The organism is Hominimerdicola alba (assembly GCF_900109655.1).
GTDB classification, from domain to species: Bacteria; Bacillota; Clostridia; order Oscillospirales; family Ruminococcaceae; genus Hominimerdicola; species Hominimerdicola alba_B.
Genome location: NZ_FOAT01000004.1, coordinates 26,587 through 48,064 on the forward strand (window position 1 = coordinate 26,587; position 21,478 = coordinate 48,064).

Annotated in this window: 11 protein-coding genes and 2 pseudogenes; 10 read left to right on the forward strand and 3 right to left on the reverse strand. The window is 42.2% G+C overall.

Annotated elements, in window-relative coordinates; genetic code table 11:
- Positions 1-3 precede the first annotated feature (3 nt).
- Positions 4-981 (forward strand): hypothetical protein, encoded by a 978-nt coding sequence (locus BMY75_RS06040; protein WP_074831180.1) that lies wholly within the window; start codon positions 4-6, stop codon positions 979-981.
- Between the two features lie 376 nt (positions 982-1,357).
- Here BMY75_RS06040 and BMY75_RS18635 read toward each other — a convergent pair whose 3' ends face one another.
- Together BMY75_RS18635 and BMY75_RS06050 are read right to left on the reverse strand one after the other, a co-directional pair.
- The gene (locus BMY75_RS18635; protein ID WP_278289161.1) at positions 1,358-1,483 is read right to left on the reverse strand and encodes a hypothetical protein; all 126 of its coding nucleotides are present in this window, start codon (positions 1,481-1,483) and stop codon (positions 1,358-1,360) included.
- Between the two features lie 445 nt (positions 1,484-1,928).
- Positions 1,929-2,924, reverse strand: coding sequence for a hypothetical protein (locus tag BMY75_RS06050; RefSeq protein WP_074831186.1), 996 nt, complete (start codon positions 2,922-2,924; stop codon positions 1,929-1,931).
- Positions 2,925-3,288: 364 nt separating this feature from the next.
- On the opposite strand from BMY75_RS06050, the gene tnpA reads away from it, so the two are divergent.
- The 9 genes and pseudogenes from tnpA (at position 3,289) to BMY75_RS06090 (ending at position 10,190) form a co-directional block, all read left to right on the forward strand.
- Positions 3,289-3,606, forward strand: a complete 318-nt coding sequence (gene tnpA / locus BMY75_RS06055; RefSeq protein WP_013483392.1) for an IS66 family insertion sequence element accessory protein TnpA — start codon at positions 3,289-3,291, stop codon at positions 3,604-3,606.
- Positions 3,600-3,779 (forward strand): IS66 family insertion sequence element accessory protein TnpB, encoded by a 180-nt coding sequence (tnpB, locus tag BMY75_RS06060; RefSeq protein ID WP_074831189.1) that lies wholly within the window; start codon positions 3,600-3,602, stop codon positions 3,777-3,779. Before tnpA ends, tnpB (BMY75_RS06060) begins: the two co-directional genes overlap by 7 nt.
- Positions 3,780-3,917: 138 nt before the next feature.
- The gene (locus tag BMY75_RS06065; protein ID WP_074831191.1) at positions 3,918-5,855 is read left to right on the forward strand and encodes a tyrosine-type recombinase/integrase; all 1,938 of its coding nucleotides are present in this window, start codon (positions 3,918-3,920) and stop codon (positions 5,853-5,855) included.
- Positions 5,852-6,820 (forward strand): tyrosine-type recombinase/integrase, encoded by a 969-nt coding sequence (locus BMY75_RS06070; RefSeq protein ID WP_074831194.1) that lies wholly within the window; start codon positions 5,852-5,854, stop codon positions 6,818-6,820. The genes BMY75_RS06065 and BMY75_RS06070 overlap by 4 nt, the downstream gene beginning before the upstream one ends.
- Entirely contained in the window at positions 6,817-7,857 is a 1,041-nt protein-coding gene (locus tag BMY75_RS06075; protein ID WP_024855854.1) for a tyrosine-type recombinase/integrase, read from the forward strand. Before BMY75_RS06070 ends, BMY75_RS06075 begins: the two co-directional genes overlap by 4 nt.
- Before the next feature lie 135 nt (positions 7,858-7,992).
- A pseudogene (gene tnpB / locus BMY75_RS18790) lies at positions 7,993-8,157 on the forward strand (IS66 family insertion sequence element accessory protein TnpB); the annotation flags it as partial.
- 92 nt (positions 8,158-8,249) lie between these two features.
- Complete coding sequence (locus BMY75_RS18405) at positions 8,250-8,465, forward strand: hypothetical protein (RefSeq protein ID WP_242940181.1); 216 nt, start codon at positions 8,250-8,252, stop codon at positions 8,463-8,465.
- Positions 8,466-8,512: 47 nt separating this feature from the next.
- Positions 8,513-9,661, forward strand: a pseudogene (gene tnpC, locus BMY75_RS06085) (IS66 family transposase).
- Positions 9,651-10,190, forward strand: a complete 540-nt coding sequence (locus tag BMY75_RS06090) for a hypothetical protein (protein WP_074831200.1) — start codon at positions 9,651-9,653, stop codon at positions 10,188-10,190. The pseudogene tnpC and the gene BMY75_RS06090 overlap by 11 nt, the downstream one beginning before the upstream one ends.
- Before the next feature lie 475 nt (positions 10,191-10,665).
- On the opposite strand, the gene BMY75_RS06095 is transcribed toward BMY75_RS06090, so the two are convergent.
- Entirely contained in the window at positions 10,666-21,462 is a 10,797-nt protein-coding gene (locus BMY75_RS06095; RefSeq protein ID WP_074831203.1) for a beta strand repeat-containing protein, read from the reverse strand.
- Between the last annotated feature and the right edge of the window lie 16 nt (positions 21,463-21,478).

Genomic DNA, 21,478 nt, shown 5'->3' on the forward strand with positions numbered 1-21,478 from the left:
CATATGAAAACTAATACAAAGAAAAAGGGCAATCCTGCCAAGAAGTTAATACCCGCCGCCGGCTCGCTGATGGTTTCGGCAGTAATGCTTGCAACATCGACCTACGCTTGGTTTACCATGAATAAGACGGTTACACTTACCGGTATGGAAGTTAAGACCCATGTTGGAAGCAACTTGCTGATTCAGAAGTCAACTATGGCTCAGACCGCAAAGGAAGCTGAGGCCACATTTATTACTGACGAAACACAGACCCTTAGCGCAGTGATAGAACCTGTGTCTACAGTTGACGGCGTAAACTTTTTCTATACTCTTGATGCTAAGGCTGATGGTTCCAAATTAACTGACGTTGCTACAAAGCCTTATATTGAATATGATTCTACTACTGCAGCAACTAATACAACGGATTATGGCAATAAGTTCTCTGAGGATTATGGTGCTACAAAGACATTTGTTAATTCTTTTGCAGCAGCTCCTTATGCGGATAGTGCAGTAGGCTACGTGGATTATGTATTCCAGCTCAAAGCAACTAATACAGACACTGGTGCTGAAGCTGCAAAGGCAATTAATCTTACTAAGTTGGAACTGACCTATAATGGAACAGATGCTAATACTTCAGACGGAAATAAAGCATTTAGAGCAGCAGTTTTCGTTGAAGATTTTGATAGTTCATCTGCATTTACGGCAGGTGTTGGAACACTTGATGGCATCTACAAAGCAACTGGTGGTACGAACTGGGACGGTAAGGCTGTTAGTGATGTGGATGAGTTAACAGCAATCACTTATACCACAGATGGTGTTCTTGCAACAGTTCCTGCAGATTCAATCAAGTACTACAAGGTTGTTGTAAGGCTTTATCTTGAGGGTGAAGATCAGAGTTGTAATACAAGCACATTCAAGACCCTTACTGATGATTGGAGCTTGGATCTTGAAATTAAGCTTGGCGAAGGTACACCTGTTACTACAATGTCTGTAGTAGACTAATACATTACCGAATAACAATAACAACTAACTAAACAACCACATTCCTCTAACCCGTAATAATAGAAAAAACTAACCCCTATCTTAAATAAACCCTCTCTAAACTCCTTATCCCCCACCCCACCCAGGTGGGGGATTCTTTTTGTCTGCCCACTTGCCCCCGCGGCAATACGGTGCGCACTGTATCTGCATTTTCCCCGGCATCGCCCCCACAAAAAGCACTTACAAAAACGCAGGAGCGATCCGCATTTTATACACATTAATATATTAACTGACGGTGTAATACTGTGGCTTCATCTGCTTTCTCTCACTCATCAAAATATGCTCTCAGGCGCACAGGATCGCCCTCAGATACCGTTCTGATATTATTTTCGTCAAACTACCCTCTGAAAACACAAAGCGGCTCAGAATCGCTCTGAGCCGCTGTTTTCTTTCTGATCTTCGTTTCCTCGCCGAACTTATCGTAGACCGTGATGACATTATACAAATCTAATGTAACCACCATTCTGTATACCTATTTGGGCAGGATTAGAGGATGTACCGGTATTGTTAACCGATACTCGGCTCACATTAAGATTTGCAAATTTGCTGGCTTTATTCACGAGAAGCGGTGCATAGTCCGACACCTTCAATGCATAATCGCTCGCCGAATTAACATTATATACTCTAATACCATTCAATTTTATACTTCCCTTATTACCAAACATTCCTATGGAAGCCTCATCAACCTCACGGTTTTCATACTTTTTATGAACTATCAGTGTTATTGAGAAGAGTACGGTCAAAAGCCAAATGACAATCCAGTGTTTTTTTAGAAAGAAGCAAGCCAATACATTGATAATTGCATCTAATTTTAAAAATAAATAACACCCCGGTGGGTAAAGTAGAAAAGTATTACTCTTCTCTTCCCCTGGGGTGTTATTAAAATTGATTTGTTTTATTGCTACCTGCTACGGATCAATCACTTCCGGTATCACTCTCGCATTCGTATAGATAATATGATCATACGCATAGGATGCCTTTGAGTAATTGTTTCCGGCGCTGTTAATTGTAGGATACATAGCTGCCGTAAGCGAAACTTTGTAATTTGAGTACATCAAACCATCATTTTTGAAGAGTGTATTTCCGGTCTTAACCTTATAGTCAATCGGTATGTAGTAAACTCCTTCCGTCTGCGTCTTAAGTAGCGACTTATCAACTCGTACCTTATAAATGGTTGAACCGTCCGTAGTAACTGTGGTCGCTGTGTTTGTCGGATCTGCGCCCTGTTCAAAAATTACACTATCACCCGCGCCATAAATCTTAAGTTCTGACAGATAATCTTCTATTGGTAGCGCCGTTCCGGAAACGACAGGATTTCCTACCGTAGCCTGTACATAAGCTGACTTATTTGAGAGTGTCAACGTCAGTTCTATATAATCTCCTGTGCTCTTTAATGCACGAGTATCATATACAGCATAAGTGTTGATGTAACACTCGTCATCTCCTGTTTCAACAGAATTAATTCCAAGATAATGATACTGACCTGCTACGTCTCTCGAAGTAACAACATTATATTCAAGTGTGGCTGATGATTCATCACTGATATAGTATCGTGTGGAATCTGTTTCTTTATCAAACGCCGCACTGTTCGCCGCTCCTTCAACTGTTGATGCTATCTTTGAATATCCTATAACGCTCGAACCACTGCTGATTAAGGAACCATCTTCTCTCTTCGGGAACTGATAACCTAAAGCATTCGGTGCATATACCATTTCAAAGTCAACCTGAATTGTTACAGCATAGTTGTTGACTGATTTGTATAGCTCTTTAATCAGATTCTGACCGTTTCGAAGTTCAACATACTGTTCAGAGATAATATGTTGTTCATGATCCACAGTCCTTAAGCCACAGCCCAGATAATAATACCGATGGAACATTCCGATTGTAATCATACCCTTTGGCATGAAGCATCGTCAGTTTTCTTGGTGTTCCTTTCATTTGAACCTCCTTACCACAGTCATCAGCTGTAAGGTAGACAAGAAGCCGAAGAAAAGGAGTCACTAATGAATAAGGTACCCTCTCCGTAATCCATACAGAAAGGGCAAATTCTATTATAAGGGCTGTGGCGGTCAGCAGTCAATGGGGGAATTTCAGAAATTTCTCCCCTTGTACTCCACCCATTTACACGTAAGCATCAAACCCTCCGCACCTAGTTCACCAATGTCTAATAAGGTATAATAAACTCCAAGGAACACCATGAAGTAAATTGAATAATCTAAATTGATCCATGAAATTAATTGGAGTCGATTAGACAAGGAGGTAACAGGTATGGACAAAACAACATCCATCACAACAATCAAAAAAGAAATGCAGCTTCAGGAATGGTCTGCGCAGATCAAAGCACAGCAGGCAAGCGGTCTGACGATCCGGGAATGGTGCAAAGAAAATGGGATCAAGCCAAACACGTATTACAACCGCCTAAGAAAAGTGCGTGAAAAGTATATCGAAAATTCTCCGACCATCGTTCCTGTATCAGTTCCTTGCTCAAACGAAAATATCCGCATTGAGAAAAACGGACTTCAAATATCTCTTCCGGCAGATATATCTGCGGACACTCTGACCGCTTTGGTGCATGAGCTATGCTGAATGATCTGGCAGCGGACGCACAGGTCTATCTTGTTACGGGATACACCGACCTTCGACGCGGGATAGACGGACTTTCGACTATCGTTCAGGCTCAGCTTCGACTTAACCCGTTCTCGAAAGCATTGTTTTTGTTCTGCGGCAGACGTTGTGACCGCATCAAAGGTCTGCTGTGAGAGGGCTTATCCGCAGGTTTTTGTTATCCGAACATTTATTAGAGATAAGGCGTGTTCCTGCTGTTTAAGATAAATTCCGAAAAAAAATGTTCGGATAACAATATTTGGGTGTATCATTATCTCAGGAGGTGATACACAATGAACGAATATCGCAAAAATGTTACTATTGTTTTAAACTTTCTGAAAGAAAGGGGGTATGCGCAATCCACAGTTAAAAATCATGAACGGTTTTACACTCTGCTGGCTGACGATCTTGCGGCTAAGGATATAACCTATTCACCAGAATACGGAAAAGCTCTGTTATCCACATTACCGGTGCCTGCATGGCTCCCTAAAAGCCGTATAGAAAATGCGGCTTGCATTTCAAAACTTGATGATGCATATATCCACGGATGCATCATCAATGCCCAGGCATCACCCAGGAAGAGTTACTCCAAGCTATCGCTTAACAGCAACTTTGAAAACCACATCACAAGATTCCTGCGTTCTCGCGAAAATGTTTTTACGGAATCGCAAATAGCAAATGTCAAACGAAGGTGCTCATTGTTCTTGAAGTGTATGCAATCCAAGGGAAGGATGGATCCATCTGAGATAACCTACGGTGACATAGATTCATACCATGAGGAGCTTGCACACTTGAAAAGGATTTCCCGAGTTATTGAAGAGTCAACTTTGCACAAGTTCCTGCAATTCCTGGCCGAATCGGGAAAGGTTCCTTACGGTCTATATCTGCGAATATATGCATTGGAGACGGAATGTTCCGTCAACCTGGACGATTTTCCACCTGATGAACAATCCGGACTTATAAAGAATAGCTCTGAGGGACAAGTCCGGTTGTCGCCTGAAAGGTTTTTGTCTGAGGGCCTGGAACTTATCAGACTCCATCAAGAGGCAGGCTATGTCCAGAAATATACAGAAGCATCTAAAAGGGCAATTCTTCAGCTATACCTGTTCCTTGATTACCACAATCTGTGGTATGACCCAGACATGGCAGACATTTGGCTTCATTCGGACTGCGTAAAAAAACGTCTGTTCAAAGGCTGTTCGTGGAATACAGCGCGGCGCATAATGTTCATGTTTTCCGATTATGTTACATCCGGGTCAGTCCATTTCGGGAAGAAGTTGCCGAGGGGAATCAACGGCATAAATAACATTCCAGAATGGTGCTTGACACCACTGCTTGACTTTGCCGAGAGCCGCCGCAAGATGAAACTGGATGAGAACACCGTTAAAAACGATATTTACTCCATACTCAGATTTTGCCGGTTTATAATCGGTGAGGGCCTGTCATCGTATGGCGATGTTAACGGAAGTCATCTTGCTGATTTCAACCTTGCAGACCACCATGGAACCCCAGAGGGCAAAAATGCATGCAACAACCGGGTGAAGCGGTTCCTTAAGTACCTGTATCGTAAAGGTCTCAACGCAAACCCATCGCTGTATATGGCTCTTGGCTGCTCGGCGGCACCAGTGGAGACCGTTGTGGTAGTACTCACTTCCAGTGAGATAGAGGAGATCAAAACTTTTGTTGGCAATGCTTCTACGGATCTTGAGATCCGCGACAGTGCAGTCATAATGCTCGGACTTGAAATGGGAATGCGCAGCAGCGATATTGCAAGCCTGAAGCTGGAGAACATTGATTGGAAAAACCGTTCCATTCTGTACAGGCAGAACAAGACAGATGCTGATGTATGGGTACCGATGCCAGTGGCGGTAGGCAATGCCATCTTCAGATACCTGAAGCAGTCACGTCCAAGAATGGCGGTATGCAGAAATGTATTCGTTGATTTCAAGGCGCCGTTTTGCGGCATGAGCCGAAACATATGCTACGGTGCGTTAAAGCGAGCTTTGCCTGACCGAGATGTAAGGGGATCAGGTTTTCACGTCACCCGAAAAACATTTTCGACAAACAGGCTTAGAAACGGAGTTCGTCCTGAAAGCATAGCAGATGTAATCGGGCACAGGGACACGGAAAGCCTGAAGCATTACCTTTCCCTTGACGATGAACGCATGGCGGCATGTCCGCTCTCCCTTGCGGATCTTCGCCTTGAAATGGAAGGGAGCGATGCGTTATGATGAATATCGCTTTCAAGAGCGTCCTGGCCCCATACATACAAGGGTTACTGGATCAAAAAAGGGCACTTGGCTTCAAGTATGACAACGAGGCATATATACTCGCACGCTTTGACAAGTATTGGCTGGAGACCAATGGGGATTCGGATGACGTGACAATGGAATCTCTTGAAGGATGGACGCGACTGCTTCCGACAGAGGGAAAGTCATCCCAGGCTGGGCGGATATCTGTGATACGGCAGCTGACTCTGTACATGAATGGCCTCGGCAAGATTTCATATGTTCCTATAGATGTTATACGTTACAGCCGCCCTGTTGTCCACGTTCTGTCACCAGAAGAGGTTGCCGATCTCTTCCGTGTGATTGACGGGTATGTTCCCAAAAAGCAATCCACGGAAGTGACAAGGATGGCGTATGGTTACAGGGTGATTTTTCGACTGATTCTTGCAACGGGTCTGCGCAGAAGCGAGGCGGTGTGCCTCCGGCTTGATGACATCAACTGGAAGAACGGTTCCATTACCATTTATAATGCAAAGGGTCATAAGGACAGGGTGGTTTTCATGTCTGGGGATCTTACGAAAGTCATGAGAAAATACACCAGTGACAATCTACGCCTAATGGACACTGAGTGGGTTTTCCCGTCCTTTGATCCCGCCAGGCATTTTTCCGGTGGTGCACTTTCCATACGCTTCAGGCAATTTTGGAAAGAAACCGTATATGCGCCGAGTTGCGCAAAGCCCCCGACAATCCACTCACTGCGGCACACTTATGTTGTTATGCGCATGAATGCATGGATATCCGAGGGAATCGACCTGAATGTCATGCTGCCTTACCTCAGCAGAGCATTGGGACACAAATCGTCCAATGAGACCTTCTATTATTACCACCAGGTCAAAGAGACGTTCCGTATTATACGGGAAAAAGACAGCCTCGCGTATGAGATTTTTCCGGAGGTGAGGGTCAGATGAATAATACGGTTAAAAAGAAGCTCTTCTTTTCCATGACGTTGGACTTCCTTGAAACCTACATACCCCAGGACAGTCCAAGCCTGAAGACGGTAAAAACATATAGGGACGGACTTAGCATTTTCAGGAGGTATGTCTCGGACGAAAAAGGGATATCCATGAAACGATTCCTTTTTGAGGATTGCACTTTTGACTTTCTCCTTGACTACCGGAACTGGTTGCTCGACTACAAGAAACACACCAGAAGCACAGTCAACAACAGGCTTGCGGCAATAAAGTCATATGTCCGGTACGCTTCATCACGCGATGTTTCTCTCCAGCAGGTATATTTGAGCATTACCGATGTTCCATTTTTGCGCGTGGAAAAGAAGATGCGACCCATAATCGAGGAACGTTCAACGCTCAAAGCTTTTTTAGATGCTCCGCCCAATACAAGGACGGGATGCAGGGACACGATGATGCTTTCCGTTCTGTTTGACACGATGATACGCGCGGACGAACTCATAAATATCCGGTTGAAAGATGTTAATCTGAAGGTTGCTGCACCCTATATTCTAATTAAGGGTAAGGGCAACAAGGAACGAACAGTCCCTATTTCTGAAAATGTAGTGTCTCTCATTGAAGCGTACATGGCAGAATACCATGATGGGGAGTCAGCTGGGTCTTCCGTCCCATTTATCTACACAGTGTCCCATGGTGAGATACATTCTATGTCGGAAAGGAATGTGGAGCGCATAGTGAAAAAATATGCGGACATTGTCCGAAAGGATCATCCAGACCTGCCCAATCCAGTTTATCCACATATGCTTCGAAGAACACGGGGAACATACCTTTATCGTGATGGAGTGGCAATAGAGACAATTGCTGTGGCAATGGGGCATTCGAGCATCCAGACCACGAAGGACCATTACGCATTTCCATCTTTGGAACAAAAACGCAAGGCCATGGAAATAGGGAACCCTGTAATATCTTCTGGCAATGAGGTACCAGAATGGCCCGATGACGAGGATGAATTTGCACGGCTTTGCGGCTTGAGGTAAATTTTTATCCGCATATTTTTTGGAAGGAACAAGGCTTGATCATCAGCATCAAGCCTTGTTCCACAAAAATGTTCGGATAACAAAAACCTGCGGATAAGCCTTCTTATCCGAATATTCGGATAAGAGGGCGATGGTTTTCTGCTGCTGTACAAGCGCCTTGACAACGGAAGATTTCAGTGGCCGCGCAGTGAAACAGAAGCTGTAATGCTCACATCTCAGCAAATTCGCTGGCTTTTAGAAGGTTTGAAGATCGAACAGCCGAAAGCTATCCGTGAAGGAAAACCGGGCGCGCTGTATTAAGGCAATACTTACCGAATATTCAGAATATGTGCTTGAAAAGCCCCTCTTTTCGTGGTATTATGGATGTATCATCACGAACGGAGGGGTGCTTTATGTCCGAACAAAATATGACATCGGAAATAGTATCACTCCGTAATGAAAATGCTGTCCTCAAAGAAGAACTAGCACTTGCCAACCATGGTTCAGAAAGCAGATATTCGGAAGAAAAACGGAGCAGACAGCTGTTGTCATGGAAAAAGAATTCGGTGTTCAGCTATCGATGTTCGGGAAAGAAGAAAAGTCTGTATATAAAGAGCATGGAACAATAACTGTTCCCGAACACAAGCGCAAGAAAAAGCGAACTTATGATGACTGGATGAGCAGTCTTCCTGTTAAAGAGGAACATCATGAGATCAAAGATCCCGTCTGTGAGATATGCGGCGCGAAAATGGTGGAGATCGGTGATGAAAAGGCTTATGATGAGCTTGTATATTCACCCGCCAAATTCTATATCCGCAGACATATCGTACATAAATACAAGTATCCCGAGTGCGGAGAAAAGCCCGAAGAAAGAGACGAACCTTGTCATATCATCCGTGCGCCGTACCCTCACGCTATGATCCCGGGAAGCTATTGCTCGCCCGAGCTTCTGGCGCATATCGTCTATGAGAAATACGGCAAAGCTGTTCCGCTGCACCGTCAAGAAAAAGACTTTAATTCAAAGAGGATACCTTTGCTAAAAGCGACTATGTCTAATTGGGTAGGTGCTGCCGCTGAAAAATGGTGTCTGCCGGTCGTCGAGAAAATGCATGAAATGCTTATCGCAGGACAGATCATCCACGCGGATGAGACAACAGTGCAAGTTCTTCACGAGGAAGGCAGAAAAGCCACATCGGTATCGAGGATGTGGGTGTACTGCAACGGCAAGATGAACGACCGCAACATCATCATTTTCGATTATCAGCCCACAAGGAAAGGCGAGCATCCCTCGAATTTCCTTAAAGGCTTTATCGGATATCTGGTCTGTGACGGATATGATGCCTACAACGCTGTCGAGAGTGCGAAGCGGTGCGGCTGTATGACTCATACCAGGCGTGGTTTTATTCAGGCTCTTCCGAACGACCAAAAACTGCACAACACTTCTGTTGCGGCAAAGGCAGTAGAATATTTCAACAAGATATATCACGAAGAAAATCTGCTTGCCGACAGCTCCACAGAATACAGATATGAACAGCGCCTTGCAAAGATAAAGCCTTTGCTTGACGAGTTTTTTGCGTAGCTTGAAAACGGAGATGTTCCTATTGACAACAACAGGGCTGAGAATGCGATAAGACCGTTTGCTGTCGGCAGACGCAACTGGCTATTCAGCAACACAGCCAACGGAGCGAAAGCGAGCGCGGCGCTGTATTCGATCATATCAATAGCTCAGGCTAACGGGATCGATGCTGAGAAATACCTGACCGAGCTGTTTTCACAGCCTGCGGGAACGATATTATTACCATGGAGGGAAGAAAATGAAACTTAGTAATGAAGATGCAAAGCTGTTTTATGAACTGTTTTTTCCACTGCTTGACTATGTGAACAGAGAATATCATATACTTCCTGAGGAAGATTATTTCGGGCAAGGAATGATCGACCCACAGGATGCTGCGGAGGTTGCCCACTTTTTATGGGAACGGACATGGATCATTGATGATTATCTTGAGCGATCGGATCTGCCCGAAGAACACATGGAGATACTTGAAAGCTGGAAAGGGTGCATCACCGGCAGATTTATCATTGAGCGACATTTGAAAAAGGGATCGGTATTTATATCGATCGATGACAATTCTGTTTTTCTTGTAAACGGCATTGTCAGCAGTTGGGAGGAAATGCTGAGAAATGCACCGATGCCAACTTTGCTTGATGCAGCGCTTCTGCCATTTAAAAATGCGATCATTTCCGATGGCCTGGTATCTGTTATGCCGATCATATTCGGTCCGAACAGCAAAGCTGATTTCAAAGAAATATACATGGACGCAAAGAGAAATGGAGAAATCAAAGCCAGAATATGATGTTACAGCCGGGTGTTATCTGCCCGGCTGTTTGCTTTTATGATGCGGGGGTATACGCTTACGAAAGAAGCAAGCCAATACATTGATAATTGCATCTAATTTTAAAAATAAATAACACCCCGGTGGGTAAAGTAGAAAAGTATTACTCTTATCTTACCCTGGGGTGTTATTAAGAAATATTAATTTGATTTAATACTCGGTGATATTCATTACTTGTTTTCTACCACTTTACCTTTACCCTTTTCTACATAAACCTACGGCTTCTTTCTTAATCCTCTCCACTTCATTGGATTTGCCGGGTTAAAACACATGGGGCAGATAGCGGGATTGGGGGACAGGCGCGGGTCATCCTCGCTGACACAAGCTATTAGATTTTTAACAGGAATTATACCTATCTCATCACACGCCCTATATCCCCTGTATGCCCTGTGTGGATGGATCGTTTCGGGTTGCCAGGGGCTAGGGAGTGTGGTGGTTAATCTTCAATCACATCACTTATCAGTCTTGCATTGGTGTATACTACCCAGTCCGTAGCATCTGAATTCGTGAGATATGAGCCAGTAGAGGTTTCAAGCATACCAACTGTAACCGTTACACGATAATTTGAATACTGCATATCTTTCCCAGCCTTACTCTCAAATCCTGAGTTTACACCTGTGTACACATCAAAGCTTATTGGAATGACATATGAATCATTTTCCCCGTCAAGCTCTTCAATAGGAATTATATAAGTGTAGAGATAATCCTCACTAGCCTCAGCAGGTTTCGTTACGGTTATATCTCTTTCTGCATCTGTTGAAGAGATATCATCATCATCCTTATCATACAACTCAAAATTATTCAAGTATGTCGGAATATACAGGGCTTGAGAATAATCCGCCTTCTTTGATAGCTGAACTACTACTTTCAGATAGTGTCCTCTGCTCTTCAAGCTGTAGCCTGATGCATCGTAATATGCCGCCGTATCAATGTGCATTGTGGTATCATTTCCTTCAAGCTGATTTGCATCAATACCAAGCTGACCATAGTTGCCATTCTTTCCAGCTGCAGGATAATACTTACCATTCGGAGCCAAATAATCATCATTTTCAATGGCTTTGTACGAAAAATCAACAGAAGTAATTTCGCTCATGAAGTACAAGTACCGATACAATGGTTCGGATTTTTCCGTCTGAATGGTCTCAGTATTAACGCTTGCACGGCTCGCTGTGGCATTCGTTGAAAGCGATGATATATTAGAGTATCCTATCATATAGGTACCTACACCATCACCTCTGGATGCCTTTGGAAATTGAACTGACATCATAGTCGGATCATATGTCAAAGAAATACTTGATTCAATCTGTACAGTGTAGTCTCTTTCCTCTCCATTAATAATCGGATGTCTTGCAGCATTGATAAGATCATTTTTCAGGTTTTTATCATTGAGTATTTCAACATAACTACCTGATACCCTGCATCCAAGAAGATGGCTGTCATTATTATCAAGAACCCCTTCTATGCCACTTGCATTTCTTCCTGTCAATTTATATCCAGATGCAACGCAAGCTGGATCTATCTGTATACCTCTTTTATTCGTAATTGTATTACCGTCCTTTTCAACCATATTGAGGGATACAAGGAATGTCTGGAATATCTGTACATTCGGATTTCCAAGAAAGCCTGTGATTCCTGCATCAATAGCACTTGGAGTAAACCCTACTTTTGCGACCAGATCAGCTCCTATAGCTGTATTAGTCTTTGACATCTCATCATTTTCGTTCGTTTCCGAAAGAGTCAATGTATTGCTATAGATATTACCCAGGAAGAGATGTGGAGCTTCATTGTTGGTTCTTGCAGAAGGATACGCCTGCTCACCAAAGTCTGACACACCATTTATCTGATAGTGATAAATATTTGTTATGGTTGAGGATTTGGTAAAGATGCAAAGATAATATGTTTCTTCGATATTACTCTTTCCATCCTGCAGGCTTGTAACCTTTATTGCCACCTTGGATCCTTCGCTATCACCCGCTTCAGCTACCCTAAGTTTATCGCCATTGTTTCCTGAACCATCGTTAATAACTGCCACAACTTTATTGTCAGGGGCGCTATTATCAATCACAAGATTCTTTTCAGTTGCTTCTGAGTCCAGGGAAATGGTCATCATATCATTCAATTTACAAACCGCAAATCCGTCAAAACTACTGAGTTTAAGTTTATAAATACCATCTCCTGCCGGCTCCATCAATCCATTAGTGTAGCTATATACAGGATCTTGCCCTTCCCCTGCAGTATTTGTTGCCGCCGCAAACTTGCCATAATAGGATTTATCCTTGTCTCCGTTTCGGTCAAGTAAAACTATCTCTGCACCCTCGGGAAACAAAGTTGCGGATGGTGTAAACATTAGATATTTTCTTGATCCATCATAGTTTCTGTATACACTTTCACCTTCATTAATTGCTGCTGTCCATTCATCCTTGTCGCGAATATAAACAAAACTTGCTTTGATTGTAACAGGGTTGCCAAGGTTCTCAGCAATATTATATACAGATGAAGGATACGTATCCGGGTCATAGGTAGTACCTGAACTCATTCTAATATTTACATTGTAATGAAGCATTTTCTTTACAACGACAGGAACATAAAGATGATAAGCTATCTTGCTGGTATCACTTGGATCAAGATACTGAACATCTATCAACGAGAATTGATAATCAGTATTATCGAATTCACTGGATGTAATATAGAAGCCCTTTGTGGCAGGATTACGCTTAAGTGCCGGTTCAACGCCCTCTCCTGTACGCTGTGTAAATACACCGCCTTCGTACTTCCAACTGCTTATATCAACATTAAATACATTACCGGTATCATCAGTACCATAGTTAAAATTGGTGTTTGATAACAGTCTCAGATAGTTTGTCAATACCGCATTGCAGTTAATGTTGCTGACAACAAGAATCGGAAAATCTGTGCCGTCGTAGCCGGTTTTTGTATGTCTCGTAAAGGACGACATGCCTCCTGTAAGGAAATCACGCAGATTAACATAATCTGAACCTTCGGTTGCCGAATATACAAAACCAGTGTTCTGATATCGCTTATTTTTAGCGGAGTTCATATCATCAAGTATGGTCTTTGCAGTCGAACCCACGTAGCTTGAATCATGAGCGCCATCACTGGTGAGATACTGTGTATTCGAAATATCGGTTTTAGGGCTGGAGGTGACGTACGGCCAGTTGTCACTAACATTTGAACCGTCCACTGTTCTATCACTATAAGCTACATTAGATTTAGATCCACTAGCCAATACATTTGAGAACAAAGTCTGTCTGTTGGCATATACAGGATTATCCTCTGCATCAGTTCCGGTTTGTTTGTTGCCGGCGTTGTTGTAGTCGGCGAAGACGACGTAGCCGTTTTTACTGTCTGCATCTGTTCCGAAAAGATTATCATTATTTGCATAGCTTACAGCACTTGCCGAAGTCCACGTTGCAGTATATGCTTTACCTACTACATTTTCAGTTATCTTGGCGTTTGAACCCTGGCGAGTAAAGCCTGCAATCTTTATACAGTTAGCAGGTGCATGCCCATTTCTCCCGCAAACAGCGCCCTTGTTCGTGCCAATAACATTCACGTCTTCTGTATAGATATTATAACCATACAAATAATAATTTGCGGCAGTAGCATAACCTTTATTATTTGAATCTTGAGCTGGAGCAGTTCCGATTTTATCATGTCCATGCCCATCATTAAGGTTGCCGAGTAATCCACCAGCCGAACCTGTTGTGCTTTTTGATTCAACCATGCAATTAGAAATAGCATCATTCTTTAGTATCAGAATATGATCATTAAATCCACACCCGCCATATGTCGAATTGTCTCCCCAACTACCAACAAATCCACCAGCATATCCATAACCTTCTATTGTATATTTTGAAATATTACTGTTCTGGATGGTAACATCGAACATATCCTCTTTTCCGGAGCCAATAAATCCTCCTGCAGTGCAAAACTTCTTTTCTGCTGATTTGGTATATGTTCCTGTACTTTTTATTGTTGCATCAGGAATGGTGCAAACAACAGACACATTTGATATTATTGAGGTTTTCCCCGCATTACTAGCTCTTGATACACCAGTATTTCCAGATGTTGCCCAATGTCCAGCAATTCCACCAGCAGCAAAGTTTGAATCAATTGAAAGATTATATACCGTACAGTTCTGCATATCAAGATATGCTCTGTTCAGGATTCCAAACATTCCTCCAGTATATATATTTGCTTTTTCACAAGAAATAATTGACAAAGCACTCTGATCAGTGCTTCCAATATTAGCATTATATAAAGTTATTTTATTATTTGCTGCGCGGCAAGTCCCTATCAATCCACCAAGTCCGTAATTGTAAAAATTAGCATCATTAAGAGTAAGTCCACCATTGTTAATGTTTTCAAATCGACTGATTACTTCAACAAGATCAACTTTTTTATTATTGAAATTAAAAGTAGATGCTCCTGCATAGTTCCTTCCAATTAGGCCGCCTGTTACAGCACCGCCATGAACTCTTATTTCATCCGAATCATAGCCTTCGTCATTTGATAACGTTATTTTTCCTGCAGGAAGATTCCCAATCATTCCTCCAGTATACTTTGGTCCCTCAACCTTGATATTATTTATGGAAACTGATTTTATAGTCTGATCAACCGAAGCCGATCCAATCAAACTCCCCGCTGACAGTACCCATTCTGAGGTTTCAACTTTATAATTTGCTGTAGTATATGGGTACGGATTTCCATCGGTTTGGATTATGTCTGTTATAACATTTCCAGTCAAATGAAGTTTTTCAATTGTCGCACTTTGTGGTTGATAATTAAACAAGCCCACACCCGTTCTGTTGACTTTATCTGCTGCATTTAATGAAGCATTACTATTGTTGCTTTTAACAGCTCCCGCGTCTTTAAGTGTTTGAAAATCTGAGAATGCACCATAATAATCAGAAAGATCCTTGCTCTTATGGTAATAGTATACACTTGTATTCTGAGATATAGTTGCCCCATATCCGGTAAACTTTGATGCATAAAGGAACAAATCTTGATACAGCGAATAGTATGTAAGGGTTTTCGGTGTACCAGAGGGATGGTCAACATAGTCATATCTTATTGCGGTATAATTATTCCCAATACCTTTGTAACCATCAGGAAGATAATATACAACATTTGATGCTTTGCCAGAATTAATGGTTATTTCAGTTGTATTATTAGAATAAGCTATGCACTTCGCATAATACTTACTATTTTCACTATTTTCTACTGTATATTTCTTTACAATATACGGTGTGCTCGTTACCCCTGACTTATCCCATGTATTAACTGTTGTATAGGAAGGATCAGATGTATTAGGCGCTGTTCCAATATTCAAATAATCAGAATGATGTGTCATACAATAATCTGTATAGTAACCCATACGAGGCTTTGTGGTAGTAATATCATAAGCAGATTTGCTACCATTTGCATTGGTATGTGCTGTACTACTTCCAACATCATGCAGACTGCTTCCATTCAAATTCCAATCAAGCATACCAATGCCGCTGTTGACAATTACAGACATAAGGAAAAACGCCTGAGCACTATCTGCGGTGATTTTTCTTCCGCTGGTTACATTCAACTTTGATTCACTCGTGCTGATATCCGTAATAGAATAATTCTTTGTACCATTGCGCATGGTAACACCAACAGTTGTTCCCGAGTAGTTATCAATATCATCAACTTCGGTAAAGCTCGAACCGTCAAATATAACTCCGGATCCATCACCGTATTTTCTCTTGCCGTCCTCGAACGGCTTATAAGATGTACTCTCCGTTACAGCATAACCATTCAAAACCCTACCAACGATAGGATTCACATAGAGCCATTTTGTATTTGTAGAAGCGGTAACATTGCCTGTTCCGCCACTGAAGTTTGTCAGGTTTGAAGCACCGATACCAGCCTGATTGTTCGCTGCTGTTCCGGTCATGCCTCTGAAAATGAGACCTCCGTTTACCACAACACCAACATAGCCGCCAATCGGCACAAGTTGCGCTTTTGACTTTCCATTTGCATCAATAATCTGTCCGGTAAACTTTACGGAAACACTATCAATAATGTTATCTCCGCCAAGTATCTGTCCGATGACAGCTCCGTAATATTCGCAACGATCATCGTTAAAGTTGCCCTTTGAAATAAAAGGCTTGCTATTCGTTTCTGTCAGCTTTCGCGCTGTAGTAGGTTGAACATCAATAGTAAGGTTATAAACAACGCTTCCGTTGCTTGAAGATATTAGTGGATAAGCGGACTGTGTCTTTATGGTACTACCGCTTCCGTCAATAACGCCACGGAAAACATAGGGTTCTTCAACGTCATTAGACAATCCTGTAAACCCACTTGGAATAGTGATATCTGAACTTGCATTAATTTTATAATACGCGCCGGCAAGATACTGCGCGAGAGTATCATCGGTTATTGTTCTGGTTCCACCCGCGTTGGACCATGTATTAAGAGTTCTTTCAGTGGTGCTATTGACAGTTTTCGTGGTATATACGATGTGTCCTGAATTATCAGTTTTGTCAGAGCACCATGTTGCTGTGTGGTTATCATTAGTTATTTCAGTAGGAACTTTTATGGTAGTTCCTGTGGATGAACCATCTATTATAGCCTCGATAGTAGCAAAATCACTTGCGTCTGTAATGATATATGGATCATTATATGTTCCACAGCCACTAAATGTTGATGCTTTGATATTTACACGAAGTTCATGGGTATTTTCAGATGCTTTATACCCTGTTGTTTCTCCACTATAAGACTTAACGTAATTCATGAATTCAGTTGAAAAATCAGTATACTGTAATCCAACACTAGTCTTATTATCCGGACGCACATATCTCGGTGTAGTAGATGTTGCCCATGAATCCTTGTACCAATGCTGAGCATTCGAATTTTCTACCGAACCTTCTATCTCATAACCATAGGTAACGCAACGAGGATCTGTACCGCTATCGTTCCAATCAACTTCATAGGTGAAGTTATAAGTTCCCTGAGAACCGGAATTATCACCATAGCAAAGCTCTTCCAACAGGATTGCCTCTTTAAAGAGACAACCTTTGGAATTATAAGTAGTTGTTAATCCCGAAAGATTTGTAACACCAGTAGAATTTCTTCCGTCAAGCTTAATATCTTCAAATGAAAGTCTAAGTTTTTGAACTGATGTTGATCCCATCTTACCGAGCAGAGAACTTGCAATATAAGTAGGAGTTGTTGCACCGGCACCCATCGATGAATAAGCGGAGGTATTTTCTATCGAAGGAGTACCTGCTGTATCATTTTTGAATGTAATCGTGGCATTACTACCTGCCTTGTTAATTAGCAGAGGAGCATAAGTATAAGTACCTGACCCGCTATGTTTTGTAGCACCAAGGTTATCTACCTCGATACCTGCAAGTTTGAGACTCTTTATCGTAACAGTCGCAGGGCTACCCGAAGCATCACTCCATACTGTTCCCATAACGAGAGCGCCGGCTCCAGTGTCAGTATAATCAACGTTTACTTTACCATATAGTTCAGTATCCTGAACGGTGAGTGAGCCATTAACATTACGGAACAGAGCATTATGCATGGTATAATGCTGGGTTGTGTTATCAAGTGAACTGCGTTTATCACCAGAACCGTTCTCTGTGGTGTTGAACTCCGTATTATAAAGAGAATACTTGCCCTTGATAGTAATTGATTTTCCAGAGTTTATATCAACCGGATAATAGCTGTATCCACGCATATTGAATACATCTGTCGAGGCTGAACCAATAGTGTCAGTATATGAACTGCTAAAATAATCCTTTATCGATGGATGAGCATATTCCTTTACGCTCCACATAAGGAAATTCTGTTCATTACCGGAAGGAGAAGTTCTATATGAATCCAAATTATAATAATACCTTGAATGCGGATTATACTGCTTTGATGCATTAGTTCCGGCAAAGGCGGTCTTATGCTGGTAGGTTACACCAGTATTAGAATCATCCATTTTAAGCAAAGCGTGGCTAGCCGTAGCAACAGAAATCACACCCTGACCGTTTGCAAGAACATTATTGTCAGGACCTGTATATGCAACCAATTCATCGAAAACTGCTACAGTTGCGGGAGTAAGAGTGAGCGTATCTCCTTCCACTGTGAAAGCGTTCGGAGCAAGTTCAAGATAAATTGCAGAAGATAAAGTAGATGAAGGATCTCCCCACGTCTCATCTTTTTGTTTATAATAGCCCTGATTAATTATCAGACCAAAAGAAGTCGCACTGTTGGCCGTCACAGTTATGCCATCGATATCGATACCACCCGTATTGACTTTCCAATAACCCGTTGCAATGAGACAAAGACCAGCTGCCGATGTTCCGGTATTAGTTATTGTTGGCGCAGTGGTTGAACCAACTTTAAGACCATTACTCGTTACAAATTCTACATCTGTCTTATACCAGCCATAACCAAGCAGACCTCCGCAGTCACCGTTTGCACTGACCGAAAGCCCATCTGTTTTCAAGTTTGTTATATTGACTTTACGTCCACTGCTTGCGTTTGCATTGGTTTTTATTACACCAATAGCTCCGCCGATATGATGCTCAGTTCTTGTATGAGTTGAGGCAACGGTACCTTTTAAATCAGTATCAGTAAGATTAATTGTAAATGTATTACTATCTACGAGACCGATAAGTCCGCCTATATTAGCACCGCTACCATTATCCTTATTTGAAGAATCTCCGGTAATGGTTCCTGAATACTCACATCCACTGATAGTAACAGTGCCTGCACTGGTCACATCACCTATAAGACCACCAATGTTATAACTGTTGGTAGTTCCGGCATGGTTTATCGTTGCCCCGGAACTGATAGTAACATTAGAAAGTGTCAGTCCACCACTTGCCTTTGCAATTATATTACCAACATTCATTCCACCTGCAAGCTCTCGTGTATTGATAACACTTGATCCAGAAATTATGAGATCCTCTACGGTTGTGGTTGTACCACTCGTTTTGGCAAAAAGACCGTTGTACTTATGACGGTAGATATAATTATTATAGTTGCCGTTTCCGACTGCCAGCTTGATTGTGCCACCATTACCATCAAATTTTCCAGAAAAAGTTAAAAATGCTGTGTCAGCGTCAGCACCATTATCTCTGGTAAAGCCGGTTATTCCCGTACCATCGAGTTCAATATTTGTTGTATTCTTTTCAAGTTGAAGTGAATCTGATGCAAGCAATGTGGCACTAGTGCTATCAGAAGAACATTGGAGCACGCCAGTGGACTGCCCCTTATTCAACTGAATATTCAGGGCAGTTTTTGCAAAATCATCTTTATCTTTGATAGTGGTAACCGCATCTGCAAGGGTTACATAATGATCTGTTCCTATAGTGCTATTATTAGTAAATAGTTTACTTAATGTTAATTTATCTCCGCAATTCAGCACTTCTCCCCAGGAACCGACATCATCTAAAAGACGTGCTGAAGAAGGTCTCGTAAGAGTCCAGTCGCTTTCGGCATAAACAAGACCGCAGTCTCTGTATCCAACTATCTGACCGGATTTGGCTGTATAAGTAGATGAATCTGCCGCACCGGAAAGATTGGTTGTTCCATCAAGTCTTAAAACACCCTCTGATAAATCACCAACAACTCCTCCGAAATTCCTAGCTCCAGATATTCCCGAATATGATATAACATTAGTACTAGCTAGATCAACAAAACTATACGGCGATCCACCAACAAGGCCACCAAAATAGCCATTTTCTGTAACGCCACCTATACCGCCGGCACTTACTGTAATGCCGTTGAACTTTACATACGCGGAATGAGTATTGGTGGTGTCAGCACTGTCAAGGTAACCGATTGCACCACCATAGTAATCAGCAGACCCGGCTGACCTTGTCATAGTTATTATTGCAGAAGAGTCTACAGTAAGGGTGTTAGAAAGAGCACTAGCCGTATATTTGCCCACAAGACCACCGAGATTTGCAGCCACACCGCCATTGTGATCAGAAGTAACAGCCGTCGCTGCACTAAGTGTCATGGTTCCACCATTCACCAGTTCACCAAACAATCCGCCACAATTTCCCGTTCCGTTAACCTTGCATCCGCTTGCAACACTGACTTTGCCTGTCGAAATAGTACCGCCAGACGAAGCTTTGAAATAGCCAGCGATGCCACCAACTCCATCGGTACCTGTGAGTTTTTGTGTTACTGTATAAGCCGCTGAATTATTATATGTGATTATTCCATCATTGCAAAATCCGACAATGCCGCCTGCATAACCATCTGTTACAGAAATATCCATACCTGAGTTCTGGTGGTTAACAAGTGCTGTTCCAAGTGTCAAAGTCGAGCCCACACCCATACTACCAACAAGCCCGCCTGCATTTCCACTCGAAGTTGATTTGACAGTATAACTACCTGAACTTCTGTTATTCTCTGCATTATATGTGGTACCGTTAATGGTGACTTCTATCTCGCCAATCTCGAGCTCAGAGCCGGCTTTTACTGTACAACAAACAAGACCTGCATCACCCGTTGCAGAAACATTGGCTATTCCATTAGTCCCAAGATTATCATGAGTAATCTTGCCAATCTTAACCTTTGCTCCGCCATTTAAATCGTCACCCAATACACCGATATATCCTGCAAAATCAAATACATATGAGTTAGTGTCATCTGCAGTTTCTTTAAAACCGGTATATTTGAAGTTCCATTCCACAGTTTCTCCGCTTGTTCTGCTTTTTTGAACATGCTTTGCAAACAGAGGTTCATCAACAGTTCTGGCAGTCCTCGCAAGGCAGACTGTTGTCTCGTTTCCGGTATTATCAACTATCTCAACATCATCAGTTATTGTATCAAACATTGCACAAGGCAAAGTAAATATCGGTGTTTCCTGAATTATTATTTTGCCGTCAAATGGTCTGGTGCTTCCTATCGATTTATAGGTCTGAGAACCATTTTTGAACTCGCCATATGTTGAATCACTACCAAAAGTAATCACCAATGTATCATTTGGATTATGCTGGCCACTTTCGTACTCGTTAGCATATTTTACAAATTCCGCCACAGTTCCGATGCTTACAGTTTCGGATGTGGAGGAGTCATAAGCATAAGCGGTTCTTGAAGTAATGTTTAAATCTCCACCCAGATCAGTCAAAGGCAACACTTCTAAGCACATCACAACAGCCATTGTAAAACTGATGATGCGCTTCCATCTCTTGCGTGTTCTTTTGTTCAAATTAATTTTTTTCATATATCCATCCACTCCT